Source organism: Pedobacter zeae, from assembly GCF_014196715.1.
Classification (GTDB): Bacteria; Bacteroidota; Bacteroidia; order Sphingobacteriales; family Sphingobacteriaceae; genus Pedobacter; species Pedobacter zeae.
The window spans coordinates 1,158,373-1,173,836 of sequence record NZ_JACIEF010000001.1 but is presented as its reverse complement, the minus strand read 5'-3'; the positions used below and the strand labels follow the sequence as shown (position 1 = coordinate 1,173,836).

The 15,464-nt window shown below is 39.1% G+C and carries 11 protein-coding genes; 2 read left to right on the top strand and 9 right to left on the bottom strand.

The features are described 5' to 3' along the window. Nucleotides 1-38: 38 nt before the first annotated feature. From GGQ60_RS04910 to GGQ60_RS04900, 3 genes are all read right to left on the bottom strand, one after another. Nucleotides 39-2,513 (bottom strand): ligase-associated DNA damage response DEXH box helicase, encoded by a 2,475-nt coding sequence (locus GGQ60_RS04910; RefSeq protein ID WP_183760432.1) that lies wholly within the window; start codon nt 2,511-2,513, stop codon nt 39-41. Nucleotides 2,514-2,741: 228 nt separating this feature from the next. Then, on the bottom strand, nt 2,742-4,331 hold the full coding sequence (locus GGQ60_RS04905) for an ATP-dependent DNA ligase (protein WP_183760430.1): 1,590 nt from the start codon (nt 4,329-4,331) through the stop codon (nt 2,742-2,744). A 2-nt stretch (nt 4,332-4,333) separates the two neighbouring features. After that, a complete protein-coding gene (locus tag GGQ60_RS04900) occupies nt 4,334-5,362 on the bottom strand; it encodes a ligase-associated DNA damage response exonuclease (protein WP_183760428.1) in 1,029 nt (342 codons plus the stop codon). A 156-nt stretch (nt 5,363-5,518) separates the two neighbouring features. On the opposite strand from GGQ60_RS04900, the gene GGQ60_RS04895 reads away from it, so the two are divergent. Together GGQ60_RS04895 and GGQ60_RS04890 are read left to right on the top strand one after the other, a co-directional pair. After that, entirely contained in the window at nt 5,519-6,130 is a 612-nt protein-coding gene (locus tag GGQ60_RS04895; RefSeq protein ID WP_183760426.1) for a SatD family protein, read from the top strand. Further along, nucleotides 6,130-6,837, top strand: coding sequence for a DUF3307 domain-containing protein (locus GGQ60_RS04890; RefSeq protein ID WP_183760424.1), 708 nt, complete (start codon nt 6,130-6,132; stop codon nt 6,835-6,837). The genes GGQ60_RS04895 and GGQ60_RS04890 overlap by 1 nt, the downstream gene beginning before the upstream one ends. A gap of 32 nt (nt 6,838-6,869) precedes the next feature. Here GGQ60_RS04890 and GGQ60_RS04885 read toward each other — a convergent pair whose 3' ends face one another. The 6 genes from GGQ60_RS04885 to GGQ60_RS04860 form a co-directional block, all read right to left on the bottom strand. Next, complete coding sequence (locus GGQ60_RS04885) at nt 6,870-9,038, bottom strand: S9 family peptidase (protein ID WP_183760422.1); 2,169 nt, start codon at nt 9,036-9,038, stop codon at nt 6,870-6,872. A gap of 98 nt (nt 9,039-9,136) precedes the next feature. Beyond that, nucleotides 9,137-9,784: a DUF4412 domain-containing protein gene (locus tag GGQ60_RS04880; RefSeq protein ID WP_183760420.1), complete on the bottom strand. Its 648-nt coding sequence runs from the start codon at nt 9,782-9,784 to the stop codon at nt 9,137-9,139. Nucleotides 9,785-9,806: 22 nt separating this feature from the next. Beyond that, complete coding sequence (locus GGQ60_RS04875; RefSeq protein WP_183760418.1) at nt 9,807-10,583, bottom strand: enoyl-CoA hydratase/isomerase family protein; 777 nt, start codon at nt 10,581-10,583, stop codon at nt 9,807-9,809. 1 nt (nt 10,584) lies between these two features. Further along, the gene (locus tag GGQ60_RS04870) at nt 10,585-12,594 is read right to left on the bottom strand and encodes a ComEC/Rec2 family competence protein (protein ID WP_183760416.1); all 2,010 of its coding nucleotides are present in this window, start codon (nt 12,592-12,594) and stop codon (nt 10,585-10,587) included. 81 nt (nt 12,595-12,675) lie between these two features. Then, entirely contained in the window at nt 12,676-14,673 is a 1,998-nt protein-coding gene (locus tag GGQ60_RS04865) for a ComEA family DNA-binding protein (RefSeq protein WP_229685090.1), read from the bottom strand. 381 nt (nt 14,674-15,054) lie between these two features. Further along, nucleotides 15,055-15,390, bottom strand: coding sequence for a MerR family transcriptional regulator (locus GGQ60_RS04860; RefSeq protein WP_183760412.1), 336 nt, complete (start codon nt 15,388-15,390; stop codon nt 15,055-15,057). Nucleotides 15,391-15,464: the final 74 nt, after the last annotated feature.

The window sequence follows — 15,464 nt, the reverse complement described above, 5'->3', positions numbered from 1 at the left end:
AAGGATCTTTTAATTCGACAGGCCACAGGCAAGTATAGCTATTTAATTTTCTCTGATTCGGCCTTCATCCTGGCAATCCGCTGTTCCAATTCCTCCGAACTCATATTCTCCCTTAAACTGTCAACCTTAATCGGAAAAGACAGTGGCGTAAAACTTTTCGGATGGGTGATGATTATCGCTCCATTCTGAATTCTTTCTAAAGCGGCAGCTAACCTGGGTTCTTCAAGCTGCTGATAAAAAACCTCATCGTAAGCTTGCCGCAAAAGTAAATTATGTTTGTCATAATCGCTAAAAACATTAAAAAACAAACCTGCTGATGACTGGAGGTGTTTATTTGCCACGTATTTTCCGGGGTAACCCTGAAAAACCAATCCCGAAATGCAGGCAATGTCCCGGAATTTCCGTCTGGCCATTTCCGTAGCGTTAATACTTAAGGTAATATCTTCCGTTAAATTTTTAGGAGAGAAAACTTCGTAGGCAATCGATTCGTCCATCGGGATTTCTGTTTCACTTAAAAGTTCGAAACCATAATCATTCATGGCAATAGAGAAACTGATTGGCAGCAATTTGCTTAAACGATAGGCTACAAGTGCTGCCAAAACCTCATGCACCAAGCGCCCTTCAAAAGGATATGCAAATAAATGAAATCCCTCTCTATTGTTGATCAGCTCAATTAATAATTCGTCGTTTCGAGGTACATGAGAACGTTTTTCCTGTAATAAAAACAATGGGTAAACAGAATCCAATTCTTCATCCTGATGGGTTTTATTTAGTGCTTCATTGTATTTTTTTCTTAAAACTGACCCTAAATTGGAAGACAGGGGCAGACGCCCACCATTCCAGCTTGGCGAAATGGCATTTTTTTGTTTGCTTACCCTTACTACAACCGTCATGTCTTTTACCTGGATAAATTCCAGAACCCTCCCGGCCAAACGGAAGTTATCGCCAGCTTTTAAGCGGGTAACAAAATATTCTTCCACCATGCCGATGTAACCACCCGAAATGAATTTTACTTTCAACATCGCATCGCTTACAATGGTTCCGATGTGTAAACGGTGGCGCATTGCCAACTGCCGGCTTCTAACCTTCCAAAGTCCATTTTCTTTCTCTACCTTTTTAAATTCGGTATAAGCACTTAAACTGTCGCCACCTGAGGTTATGAACTGCATTACCCAGTTCCATTCTTCGGGGAGAATCGGTTTGAATGCATGGGTGTTTTTGATTTCATTGTAAATAACTTTATCGTCAAAACCATCACCAATAGCCAATGTAACGAGGTATTGAATTAAAGTATCAAATACCATGATAAATGGCTCCCGGCTTTCTATATTATTGGTTTTGGCAGCCTCTTTAATGGCTGCAGCTTCTACCAGTTCTAGTGCATGAGTAGGTAAGAAATATATTTTAGAAGTTTCGTGCGGGGAATGCCCAGAGCGGCCTGCTCTTTGTAAAAAACGGGCTACTCCCTTTGGCGAACCTACCTGAACTACGGTATCAACGGGTTTAAAATCTACGCCCAAATCCAATGATGAAGTGGCAATAACTGCTTTTAGCTGGCCGGTATGCAAGGCATCTTCAATCCAGTTGCGTAATTCGAAATCTATCGACCCATGGTGTATCGCAATGCGTCCGGCCAATTCGGGTTCGATGTTCAGCAGATGCTGGTACCACATTTCAGATTGCCCCCTGGTATTGATGAAAATTAAGGTAGTTTTACTTTTCTCGATAATCGGTAATAGCTTATAGGCCAGTTTTAAACCCAGGTGCCCGGCCCATGGCAATGTTTCAATATCATCGGGGATAATAGATTTAATCGCGATTTTCTTTTCCAGATCGGCTTTAACGATAACACGTTTCGCTTCTAAATTAGGTTCTAATACGTCTAGAGCTTCGTCAATATTACCTATGGTAGCAGAAATGCCCCAAACCCTTAAAAACTGGTTTTTTTCGAGTTTCTGCAAGCCCTTGATCCGCGAAATCGCTAACTCAACCAAAACACCCCGCTTACTGCCCAAAAGTTCATGCCATTCATCCGCCACAATGCATTTAAGGTTCCGGAACAGGGTAGAAGAGCCTTTTTGTGCCAGTAACAAGTGCAGGCTTTCCGGGGTAATCAATAAAATCTCTGGCATCGATTTTTTCTGTTGTGCTTTTTCTGCCTGCGTAGTATCACCATTGCGTACGCCTACGTGCCAATCCAGTTCTACTTCCAATAAAGTTTCACGCATTGCCCTTGCAATATCTTTTGCCAGGGAACGGAGGGGAGTAATCCAGATCAGCTGTAAACGGTCTTTTGCTTTTTTACTGTTGGCTTCTGATGCATTTAAAGCCTCAATCACTACAGCCAGGAAAAGAGAAAAGGTTTTGCCAAAGCCTGTAGGCGCGTTAACCAAACCGCTATAGCCATTAAGATAATACTGCCAGGCATCTTCCTGAAACTGGAAAGGCCTGCGTTTATTGGCCTTTAACCAGGCTTTTATCTTTTTATAACCTTTGGTTTTGGTTTGGTCCATGTTTAATGTCTAGCTTTTTTTGTTTTTATATTGATAAGTTTAGTTTTTTTGAAAAGCAATAACAGTGCGCTTTGGTTACAGCAGTCCCGCCATATGCTTTACCTTTTTTGTGATTATCCTTAAATGTTAATGATCAATAACAAAAAAGGGTATCGCTGCTGTCGGGTTTAAACAGCAAGACAAACCTGCATCAACCCAACCTGACTCCCTGGTCTGTGTCTCACAACCTCACAGCGTTGATTGCAACAATTGCCTTAAATCCTCCAAAGTATTAATTTCATCTGCCTTTTTATCCTTTCGCCACCGCAATATACGTGGAAAACGTAAAGCTAAGCCTGCCTTATGCCGTTTACTTTCAGCAATTCCCTCAAAAGCAATTTCGAAAACCAGCTCAGGTTTTACCGTACGCACCGGACCGAATTTCTCAATTGCATTACGGGTTACAAAACTGTTTACTTCCTTGATTTCCTTATCTGTTAATCCCGAATAGGCCTTTGCAATTGTAACGAGGTTTTCCCCATCACGAACAGCAAAAGTGTAATCGGTAAAGAAATTAGCCCTTCTGCCGCTTCCTTTTTGGGCGTAGATCATGACTGCGTCTACCGTGTAAGGATTGATTTTCCATTTCCACCAATCGCCTCTTTTTCTGCCACTATGATAATGAGAACTCAATTTTTTGAGCATAATTCCTTCACTGTTGATCGATCTCGAAGTTTGTCTTAAATCAGCCAGTTCTTGCCACGACTTGCAATTGATTACGGGCGATATTATCACCTGACTTCCGTTTAAGCCACCGATCAATTGCTCAAGTATTTTCCGCCTAATGCTTAAAGGTTCCTCCCTAAAATCTTTGGCTTCATATTCTAAAATATCATAAACAAAAAAACCTATAGGAGCATCTTCCAATTGTTTTTTACTGATCGTTTTACGGTTCAAACGCTGCTGCAGGGTACTGAATGATAATACCTGTTTATCTTGTACCGCCAGTATTTCGCCATCTAAAACAACACCATCAGGCAAAACATCGATCATAAAATGCAATTCGGGAAACTGTTCTGTAACCAGTTCTTCGCCACGGCTCCAGATAAAAAGTTCGCCATTTCTTTTTACAATCTGCCCACGGATACCGTCCCATTTCCATTCGGCCTGCCACTCCGAAATATCGCCCAGTTTTTCAGGTTCCTGTTCTAAAGCATAGGCCAGGCAAAAGGGGTAAGGCCAGGAATTATCGGTATTAACATGAATACCATTAATCAGTTCATGAAAAGTGATGGTATTAGGATTCCATTTGCCCATAATGCTGTGCATAATCTGGGCACTATCCAAACTGCTTTGTTTGGCTAGTGCATTTACCAGCATTTTATTGGAAACACCTATCCTGAAATTTCCGGAAATCAGTTTGTTAAAAATAAAACGCTCCTGGGTTTCTAATTTATTCCAGGCACTTAAAATGAATTCTTTTTTGGTTTCATCATCTTTACCCTCAAGATCGTGCAATTCTTCGATCCAGGTATGCAATTGAAAATCTGATGTGTTTTCGGCCGGGGGCAGCAACAAAGCAATGGTTTCACTTAAATCGCCAACATTGGCATAGCTTTCGGCAAATAACCATTCGGGGGTTTCGGTAATGGCTATCGCCCAATATTTCAACAGCGCCGATTTAATCGGTCTCTTGGGTTTTTTACCGGTAAATAAGGCAATTACCCATACTTTATCTTTATCGTCGGCGTAATTAAAATAATCAACCAGGGCTTCGATTTTATCGTTGGTTTTATTGCTCAGTTCGAGCTGCTGGATCAGTTTAGCAAAACGTTTCATGATTATTTATTTTCATTTTGCCCGGCTAAATCTACTTTATTTTCTTCGTCATCTTCCTGGCCAAATTGGGTTAAAACTTCTGCCGCTTCAATACCTTCGTCATTTAAAAAGCGGCTAAAAGCAGCGGTAAAACCATGGGTAACATACACTTTTTCGGCACCTGTTGCTGTAATGGCTTCGATTAAGCCCGGCCAGTCGGCATGATCACTGAGTGCAAAACCGGCATCGGCACTTTGCCAACGGCGGTGGGCCCTTACCTGCATCCAGCCAGAACATATGCCGGTAACCGGGTGGGATAAATTTTTGATCCAGCGGCTATCCCGCATCACTGGTGGTACAATTACAATTCCTTTCCGCAATTCATCTTTGGTTGTTTCAGGTGTAATTCTGATGGTTTCCGGAATATTCACGCCAGCTGCTGTAATCACTTCATTTAAATTGGCAATACTGTTATGTACATAAATAGGGATATCACCTGCCAGGTTCTTAATTAAACGTTGTGCTTTGCCCAAGCTATAGGCAATTAACACGCTTGTTTTCTGTTGATTGATGTTATCGTTTACCCAGTTCCTGATGCCGTTAAAAACAATTTCCTGTTTTTGCCATTTATAAACCGGCAAGCCAAAAGTACTTTCTGAAACAAAAGAGTGGCATTTTACAGGCTCAAAGGGTGTAGTAATACCGTCATTTTCAATTTTATAATCACCAGAGATCACGCAAACCTCACCTTTGTATTCCAGGCGTACCTGTGCCGATCCTATAATATGCCCGGCAGGGAAAAAACAAATGTTTACGCCATTACGGTTAATGCTTTCTCCGTACTCCAATGTTTCTACATTTAAATCTTCACTGATCCTGCGTTTGATGATGGGTTTGGTTAAAGTATGGCACAGGTAATATTTGTTTCCAAACCGAACGTGGTCGCTGTGTCCATGTGTAGTTACGGCGTAATCTACTGGCCACCAGGGATCAATATAAAAATCGCCCTGCTTACAATAAATGCCTCTTTTGGTAAATTCGATCAACGCCATAGCTACTAAACAATAAATTCAGGGATTAGTTTTAGTTCAATATCGGGTAAATACCCGATAATTTAAAATATCGGCTAATTAGCCGATAAATCGAAATATCGGCTAATTAGCCGATATTATTTTTTGTAATATGGATAATAAGTTCGATATTGTAGTATGATTTGTATTATAACCGGTGATATTGTAGGTTCAAGAAGAATTAAAGACAGTTGGTTATCGAACCTAAAATCTGCGTTGAAATTGGCAGCAGGAGAATCTAACAGGTGGGAAATTTTCCGCGGAGACAGTTTTCAGGTAGGAGTAGAGGCCGAAGAAGCCATCAAACTTGCAGCCTATATTAAAGCCTGTATCAGGGTAAATAAGCCTGCCGATGTGAGGATGGGCATTGGCATTGGTACAATTAAAAACAAAAGAAGGAAACTATCAGAATCAAGCGGCGATGCATTTGTTCATTCGGGTACAGCCTTTGATACCCTGAAACAGTCTAAAACCAATCTGGCCATCAAAACGGATAACCCTGATTTTGATGAAGAGATGAATGTTCTGATCAAACTGTCTCTTATTGCCATGGATAATTGGGGAGAAGTAGCTGCTGAAATGGTAAAACTTGCATTGGAAAACGAAAACCGGCTGCAGAGCGAATTGGCAGCAATTTCGGGCAGAACCCAATCTTCTGTAAGTGAGGCCCTAAAACGCGCTCATTATAATGAAATAATGGAAGTGGATAAGCTATACCGTAAAAAACTGAACCAAATGATCTTAAAATAATGGATATCTATTTAATTAAGCTAATTATTGCCCATTTAATTGGAGATTTCTTTTTGCAGCCAAATGCCTGGGTAAAAGATAAAGAGAGAAAAAAGTTAAAATCACCAAAGCTTTATCTGCATGTAGCAGTGCACATGGCTTTGATATTTCTTGTTTTTTTAAATTTCAATGTCTGGAAAACAGCTTTAACGATAGGTTTGATCCATTTGCTTATCGATGCGTTAAAATCGATCTTTCAAAACAGTAAAAATGCCCGTATACTATTTTTTGCAGATCAGGCATTGCACTTTGGATCGATAGTGGCCGTGTGGCATCTCTTTTATAAAGGAAACCTGGATATTGCCTATTTAAATGACCTGCGTATCTGGATATTAATTTCGGGCACTCTGTTTTTAACCCTGCCAACATCAATCGTGATGAAGGTGATAATTGCCAAGTGGATCCCTGATCAGCCAGATGGCCCTAAATCGTTAGAGAACGCGGGCAAATACATCGGAATACTGGAAAGAACCTTGATTTTTCTGTTTATTCTTACCAACCATTTTGAGGCAGTTGGCTTTTTGCTCGCGGCAAAATCAATATTCAGATTTGGTGATCTCAAAGAGAAACACGATCTGAAACTTACTGAATATGTGCTGATCGGAACCCTATTAAGTTTCGGGATAGCCATTATAACAGCAATGCTCATCCAAAGGTTTATCGCATAAAAAAAGCAGCCCTAAAGCTGCTTTTAAAATCTTTATCTTGCCCCCGGAGGACAATTTTCCCTTAAAAACTTGGTATAGGTTAACGACAGGTGTTCGCTTGTTCCTTCACCTTCTGAAATACTGTGCGTACGGTTAGGATAGCTCATCAACTGAAAAACCTTTCCGTTTTTAATCAGTTCATTGATCAACATTTCGGCATTTTGATAGTGTACATTATCATCGCCGGTACCGTGTATGTACAATAAATTTCCTTTTAAGTTTTTGGCATAAGTAACAGGAGAGCCCTTTACATAAGCTTCTTTACTTGGAAAAGGTGTACCCATATAACGCTCCTGGTAAACATTATCGTAAGTTAACTGGTTACCAACCGCAGCGATGGCAATACCTGTTTTGTAAATTTCAGGATATTGGAACATCAGGTTTAAGGTAGATGAACCACCACCGCTCCAGCCCCAAACGGCCACACGGTCTTTATCCATAAAAGCGTTGGTAGCCAATAATTTTTTAGCTGCCATTGCCTGATCGCGGATATTGATCACACCGATGTTTTTGTAAATACTTTTACGCCAGGTGCTTCCTTTTGGTACAGGGGCACCCCTGTTATCCATTGAAATATAGATATAACCATCTTTGGCCATGTCGCCCGCGTATAAAGCATTTCTTCCTGCGCCATACGTATCTGCCGCTGTAGGTGCGGCAGGTTCACCATAAACATAAAATACGACCGGATATTTTTTAGCCGGATTAAAATTATCAGGTTTTTTCATCCAGCCATCCATTTCAATGCCATCCTCAGTTGTTACCTTGAAAAACTCCACATTGTTTTTAGCCGCCGGCTGTTTGGATAATTGCGTGGTAATACTTCCATCCATGGTTAAAGGATTGCCTGTTGTGAAATTCATCCACTCGGCAATTGGCCTAACGATAGAACTGTTATAATTATGGCGCGCAAAAGCTGCACTTGGAGAGATGTCGTAATTATGCGTTCCAGGCAGAATAGAAGGGGTAACCTGTTCCAATTTTCCTTTTCCATCCAGCTTGGTTTTAAAAAGATATTTTTGTGTAGCATTGGTTGGCGATGCCAGGAAGTAAACCATATTGTTTTTTACATCCATCAATTTTACATCGATTACATCGTAATTGCCTTTCGTAACCAACGTCTCTTTTTTTCCATCAATACTGATCCTGTACAGGTGCTTCCAGCCATCTTTCTCTGATACAATGGTAAACTCTTTATTATCATTGAGCCATTTCCATTCGTCCTGGGCATCGATCCAGGTTTTTGCCTTTTCAGTATACACCGCTTTTGCATCACCTGTAACGGCATTGCAGATAAATACTTTACTTTCGTTCTGCTCGCGGTTAAGCTGCTGCAAAATGATTGTATTGCTGTTCGGAACCCACTGCATCCTTGGAATGTAATGCTGGATATTATCGCCCGGAACATTTAACCAATTTGTTTTTGCAGAGGCAATATCAACTACCCCAACTTTGCAGGCAGATGGGTTTTCACCCACTTTTGGATATTCCACCGGGATGGTGTACGAATAAATAGAATCGGTATTGTTGATCATCAAAAAATTTTTGATTTTGGTTGCATCAATCTGCCAATAAGCTATTGATTTCCCGTCAGGGCTCCATCTAAAACCATCCCGGCAGTCAAATTCCTCTTCATAAACCCAATCAAAGGTACCATTGATCATCCGGTCGGTGCCATCAGTGGTTAACGCTTTAGCCCCGGTCCCGTCAATATTTTCTACATATAAATTGTGTTTGCTTACATAGGCCACTTTACTTCCATCAGGCGATAGTTTTGCAAACATTAATGAGGATGCAGGCTTATCTTTCCCAATCTGGGTAATCTTGTTGGCTGTTAAATCAGCCAGCCAATAATCGCCACGCGTATCGTACCGCCAAACTTTTTTACTGTTGGTGTAGATGAGTGCTTTTGTACCATCATCAGACAGCTGAAAACTTCTAACCGCTAGGGCATTATCTTTCCCGGCAGGGGTTAACAGTGCCCTCGATATAATTGTTTTTCTGTCGTTTTTAGGGAGGCTAACCAAAATAATTTCTCCGCTTGCAATCTGGTAATAGGAGTTGCCATCTTTTGCCCAGTTGATGCCTTGGGCTTTGGCATCAATTAGCGCACATATCCCAATACAAAATACTGATAATCTGAGTAATAAGTTTTTAATCATATATAATTTTTAGACATAAAAAAAGCTTTTTAACTTTCAGGCTAATTTAAATAAAAAGCCCGCAGTTAAAAAGCTATAATTTAGCTGGAATTGGTTAATTATTCACCTCCACCTTGCATTGCTTTCAATTCCTCCATAGTTACTACTTCGTAACCAGCAGGAATTTCAGTGGTAATGGCACCTACCTTGGCTTCAGAAAGAGATTTCAGAACCAGGTCTGAATTTACGCCATTAATTACTGCCGAATATTTTACAGGAAAAGCGCCCAAACCCTTAAAGAAACCGCCATTGGTAACTGCAGTGATATCAACATCTTTAGTAGCCCATAATTCATGCGCTCCGCCTTTGTCGTCTTTGTAGGTATATTTTTCGGCATTAAACCCGCCAATTACCTGTTTTTCGCCAGTGGCTTTGTAATCAGAATATTTTGGCAACAATGCTTCCTGTGCTTCCGTTTCCGCTTTACTTACTTTTACTGCAAACTGTTTTTGTGCTACCGGAACATCGATCAATAATAATCCGGTTTTATCTGCTGTGTTTGAAATGATGTTAACCAATGCCGGGCCATTTTCAATTTCAATTTTGGTTAAGCTGCCATTAAATTTAGTTTTAATATCAGTTGTAGAGCCATTGGCAGTTACCGCAAATACCAAAGTACCTTCAGCAATTTTCTTTTGTGCATGAGCAATTATAGCAGTACTTACTAAGATTAACGCTACGATGCCAGTTTTGATTGATTTGAACATGTTTTTATTTTAGTTTAGTTATTTACCAATTGATTTTTTCTTTTTTCAAAAATAAAGAGATTCCTTTTTTAAAATCTTCGCTTTCCCTCACCCTGGCATTGATTTGTACCGCGGTTTCCAAGCTTTTTTCTAAATAAGGATTAACCGTTTGGGTAATCAGCTGTTTTGTAATCATTAATGAATTACCTGAACTCCCTGAACACAAACTTAGTGCAAATTCTCTTGTCTTTTGATGAATATCTGATGAATTTGTTACAAAATTTATTAAATTATAGTTAAGTGCCTGTTCAGCAGAGAATGTTTTTCCGGTCAGTAAAATTTCCTTGGCGATGGATTCACTTACCTTTTGTTTTAAAAAGCAGGAAACGATAGCTGGAACAAAACCTATTTTTACCTCGGTATAACCGAAATTGCTTTCAGGAGTGGCAAAAACAATATCGCAGATTGTGGCTAAACCGCAGCCACCAGCAATGGCATGGCCTTCTACCTGGGCAATTACCACCTTTGGCAGATAATAAATGGTGGTAAAGAGTTTTTTGAGCGCATTTGAATCGGCAACATTTTCTTCGAATGTATTGTGCTGTAGTTGCTGAAGATATGCTAAATCGGCACCAGCACTAAAAGCATCTCCATTTGCATTTAATATGACTACTTTTACCAGGTCGTCCTCTGATGCCTGGATAAAGGCTGAAGTTAATTCGGCTATAAGTCGAGGGTTCAGCGCATTTTTCTTTTCGGGCCTATTGATCGTTATCGTTGCTATTCTTTCAGCAACCTGATATAAAACCAGATTTTCCATCTTATTGTGTTAGTTGTACCAAATATGCTTTATTTTTCTTTAAAACATATACTTCTATATGATTATTCTCCATTTGCCGCTTTAAGACCTGAATTTTATACTCTTTATTAGTGGCATCTATTATTGCCGTTTTATATCTTATACCGGCACCCATATTGCCAAAATTGAATTTTGTATTTCCACTTAACCAGATGCCTGAAAAAGTAGCATTTCCATCTATCTTTTTACCATTCAGGTTTTCATCAAGCAGGAGTAACTTATACTGAAAAAAGGCAATCTGGTTATTCTTTAGTACAAAATGCCCTAAAACGGTGTCTTTCTTAACATTAATAAAATGTATTTTGTTTAATTGTAGTTGGGTTAATGCCGGTTCAATAGAAAATGAATAGTTTTTATCCTCTCTGGTAAGATCTGAAATTAAAACAGCTTCTTTTCCATTAATAAAAGCAGCCGCATAGTTTTTTCTGAGGGAAAAGAAAATGATTTTCCTTTGGTGAAAAGCCTTTAAACCGTCGCACATAACCAAAAGCTGATAACAAACCAATAACAATAAAGAAGTGAACAAAAGTTGTTTATTAAATTTGGCCAATGCATAAACGGCCAATCCCAAAAAAAGGCTCAATAAGGTTAATTCGGGTAAATTAATCCATATGGATGAAAAGCTGGCATACGGTAAACTGGCCATCCATTTCAGTACGGCATTGGTAAAATTTATGATCCATTCTAAAACCGGGGACAGGAAACCGAATGGCGGAATTAAGACTACAATTCCTAAATACATCATTAATATCAATGGGATGGTAATCAAAAGATTGGCAAAAAGAAAGTAAAGCGGAAATTGATGGAAATAATAAATGCTTAATGGAAACGTAACTACTTGTGCAGCTAAAGACATAGAGGTAAAACTCCATAATTTATCTATCCAATTTGGCCCAGCATAAAGGAGGTTGTAAATTTTAGGCTGAAGATAAATTAAACCAAATACAGCCAGGTAGGAGAGTTGGAAGCCAACATCCCAGATTAAAAATGGATGATAAGCCAACTGGCAAAAGGCTGAAAAGGCCAGAACATTATAACTGTTTGTTTTCTTTGATAAACCTTTGGCCATGATTAAAACAGTAATCATTATGGCCGAGCGAACCACGGAAGGGGATAGTCCGGTTAACAAAGCATATCCCCAAATCAAAGCACAGATAAGCAGGAGTTTCAGCATCTTTAATGCCCGGTTATTATTCAAAAAAAAGAACAGCAAATCTAAAACAACATAGATAATCGCTACGTGTGCCCCTGATACTGATAAAGCATGAATGGTTCCTGTTCTGGAATATGCCGATAAAGTTTCTTGATTTAAATCGGCCCGGTAGCCTAAAATAAGAGTAGAGGCCACGGCAAAAGCCTCGTCGTTTTTAATCAGTCTCCGGTATTTTGCAACCTGTTTTTCCCTTAAGTTTAAAGCCCTCTTTATAATGGGGTTACTAATGTTATTTTTATTGATAACAATGTGGTCCTGATCCATAAATGCCTGGTGGTAAATATTCTGGCTACCTAACCAGGCTTTAAAATCGAATTCTGCAGGATTATATGGAGGCTCTACCACTGTATATTTAGCCGGAATTATAATTTCGTCGCCATATTTAAGTTTTATGGGGCTTATGCTGTCCAATCTTAAGGTAATAAGCATCTGTCCGCTTAGCCGCACCTGTTTATCTTTTTGATATCCTGATATTACCTTAGCTTTAAAGCGCAAGAGCGTATTGCTTTGTTGTGGTTCATCATTCACCCAAACTTTTAAGTAATTGCAGGGAGTTTTGGCGAAGTAACTTTGGTTCAGGCTTTCATTATTGAGCAAGCAGAGCAAAGCGCCAAGACTGAAAAAAAGTAGAAAAATTAAAAGCCCAATAGTTCCTTTATAACGATATATGCTTAATCTTTTATAGGTAATGTTTAGAAATAAAGTGCCCGGTAAAATAACAAGCAGCATTACAGTGAATAGCTGAATATATAGGCTCATCTGAAAGAAATAAAAAACACAGATACCTAAAAGAAAGGGGAAAAGGATCCTGACAAAAACATATTCAGATTTAAACATTGTTTAAAATTGATAACGTAACTGGATTTTAATTTCCGATTTTTTATTGCCTTTAATTTCATCCAGGTAAGTCCCTACCGTTTCTACATCCCTGTACACAAACAAGCCATACCTCATCCAAAAACTTAGTCTCTTGATTACATTATACCTTAGGTTCAAATAGGTACGAACACCCTTTCCACTATACATACCAAAAGCAAAACTGTACAACACATCATCTTCGTAGGCGTAAATTCTACTGTTATAGCCTGGCGTATTGAAATAGGCAAATCTCACATTTCCGGTTAGCCTGGCAAACATCGGCGAATAGTCTATATCCTGAAAAATGAGATAGCCGAACGCCCTATTGGCACTACCTTTTTTATATTGAGAAACCTCTATCCGATTTTGAAAGCGCCAATTATCAGTTAATTGCCAGGATGCCTCTGCCCGGTATCCCTCTCTTTTTACATCATCCAAAAAATTTACAGCAACATCCAAATCGGTATTTTGTTGTTTATGTTCTGTTTTGAACCGAACTAAAATTTTAACGGTTTTGCTTGGTGTATAAAGGGCTTGAGCTAAAACCTCGTAACCCTTTGATGGCTCATCTATGCGGTATTTTAACCACGGAAACCTAAAATAATCGCCATAAAAAGAAAATGCCCAATGTTTATTTGGATTAATATTTAAGCCAAAATATAAGCCTTTTTCATTTACCGCTTCGGTTGATTCGGATACCGCCTGATTAAAGAAGCTATGGTAATCTTTAGCGTAATTACGATGAGTTAAGGCAGCAGAAACGATTGGAGACAAACTGATAAGGATACCATTAATATAGGCAACTCCACCAACTAAACCCTTAGCCACCTCGCCATAGAGATACATGTTTTTATAGGTATAATTATAAAACAAGCCCAGGTTGGTTAACGATTTTCCTGTGAAACTATACCGGTCGTAGGCTGCTGTTTGTGTAACAAAACGATTCCTGTAATGGGTATGATAAGCAATTGCACCAACCGCAAATTCATCTTTGGTATATTGAATGGTTGTACCCAGTACGCTTTGTGGCAGCACGCCTTTATTCTTAATCTCTGTGGGTGTTCTATGCAATCCGGTCTGATTAATTGTAGACTGAATCAGATTTCCTTCGGAATCTGATTTCTGACTGGCATCAAGATTACGGAAAGAAACAAAAGGAGTGAGCTCTACATTCTTAAATAAGTTAATTGTTGCAGCAGTTCCTCTAAAAAAAGAATATTCGTTGGTAGAGTTATAAGGTCTTAAACCTAAATCTTTTTTAGCTACACTGGTTACATCGGGACCTTTGCCGAAAGAAAAACCCGACCATAACGTTAAACCCTGCCCAAATTGCAATGCATAATCCCCAAGCACCAATTTTTTTAGCTTACCTAATTTTAATAAGGTGATATTGCCTGAATAGAAATCGAAGGGTTTGCCTATAAATTTTTCGCCAGCATCTTTGTCAAAAGTTACGGCTGCTGATAGAATTGAACTATAATGATACCGGTAGCGCATTTGGAATCTTTCGGGCGAGCCTAAATACCGGTTACCGGGTAAATCTGTATACCCTTTTTGTTTTTGTAAGGTCTGTGCGAAACGCATCATCAAATCATTTCCGCCAGCATTTATCATATTTTTAAAGCGGAGTTGCCGGTATTCCGTGATATTGTTCACCGTTACAAATGGCAGGATGGTACGTACGGTTTTAATATCAAAACCATCAATGCTTTGTAATTCGAGCACATCCTCGAGCAGGCCATTTTCTTTTATATAGTTAAAGAAGTTCCCGATCTGCAGGGGAGATAGGAAAACCAGTGTTTTCAATTCTTCAACCGTAGTTCGGTTCAGGTTAATTGGATGTTTACGGTATTTCTCCAATACATCTACCAATTCCGTCATATCGTAATCATCCGGGAGGCTTTCGGCCATGCTCTCCAAAATATCACGTATATCTGTCTCCTGAGTATTGGTTTGGGCATTTGCCATGAATCCGATCATTACAAACCCGGCTATTAAGCTCTTAAAGCGCATGATCCCTCCTGGTTAGAAATTGATCATAAAAATTAAAAACCTGTACAATCGCCATTTCCCGGCTGGGAGCCGGCATACTTCCAAAAGGATTTGCACAGGTACCTACATGGTTAACCATTACGAAAGAACAGCCACCAAAATGGTTATGGGAAAATAAAAAATAGGGAAAAGAGAAGAGCAACAATGCACACCATATTTTCATAAGCAGGAGTTAAACTGGTTAATAAAAAATAGGGTGATTTTTGTATTGTTGATCCTAATATAGGAAAATAAATAAAAAACTACAAAAATGTATTTTTAAAACGCTTTAATTAATGCAATTAACCGATGTACAAATCAAATAGCTGCCTAAAGTTCTTCAGCCAGGTTGACCAAAAAACTTTTCAACTTTTCCAATGAATCAATAATTCTCTGGTTCTCTTTCACATCCGATTTATTGTTCTTTAAGTATTCCTTCGCGCCTTTTAAGGTAAAGCCTTTTTCATCAACCAAATTGAAAATGATCTTTAGGTTCTCTATATCTTCGGGAGTAAATAAGCGGTTGCCTTTCTTGTTTTTCTTAGGTTGCAGGATATCGAATTCTTTTTCGTAAAAACGGATCTGCGACGCGTTTACATTAAACATTTCAGTCACCTCGCCCATGGTATAATACATTTTATTAATGTCCCTTTCTTTATACGGCATAACTTGTGCTTGATTATGAGTGTTTTATATCGGTTAATTAAAGTATTCAAATGTAGGTCGATTTTTCCTTAATA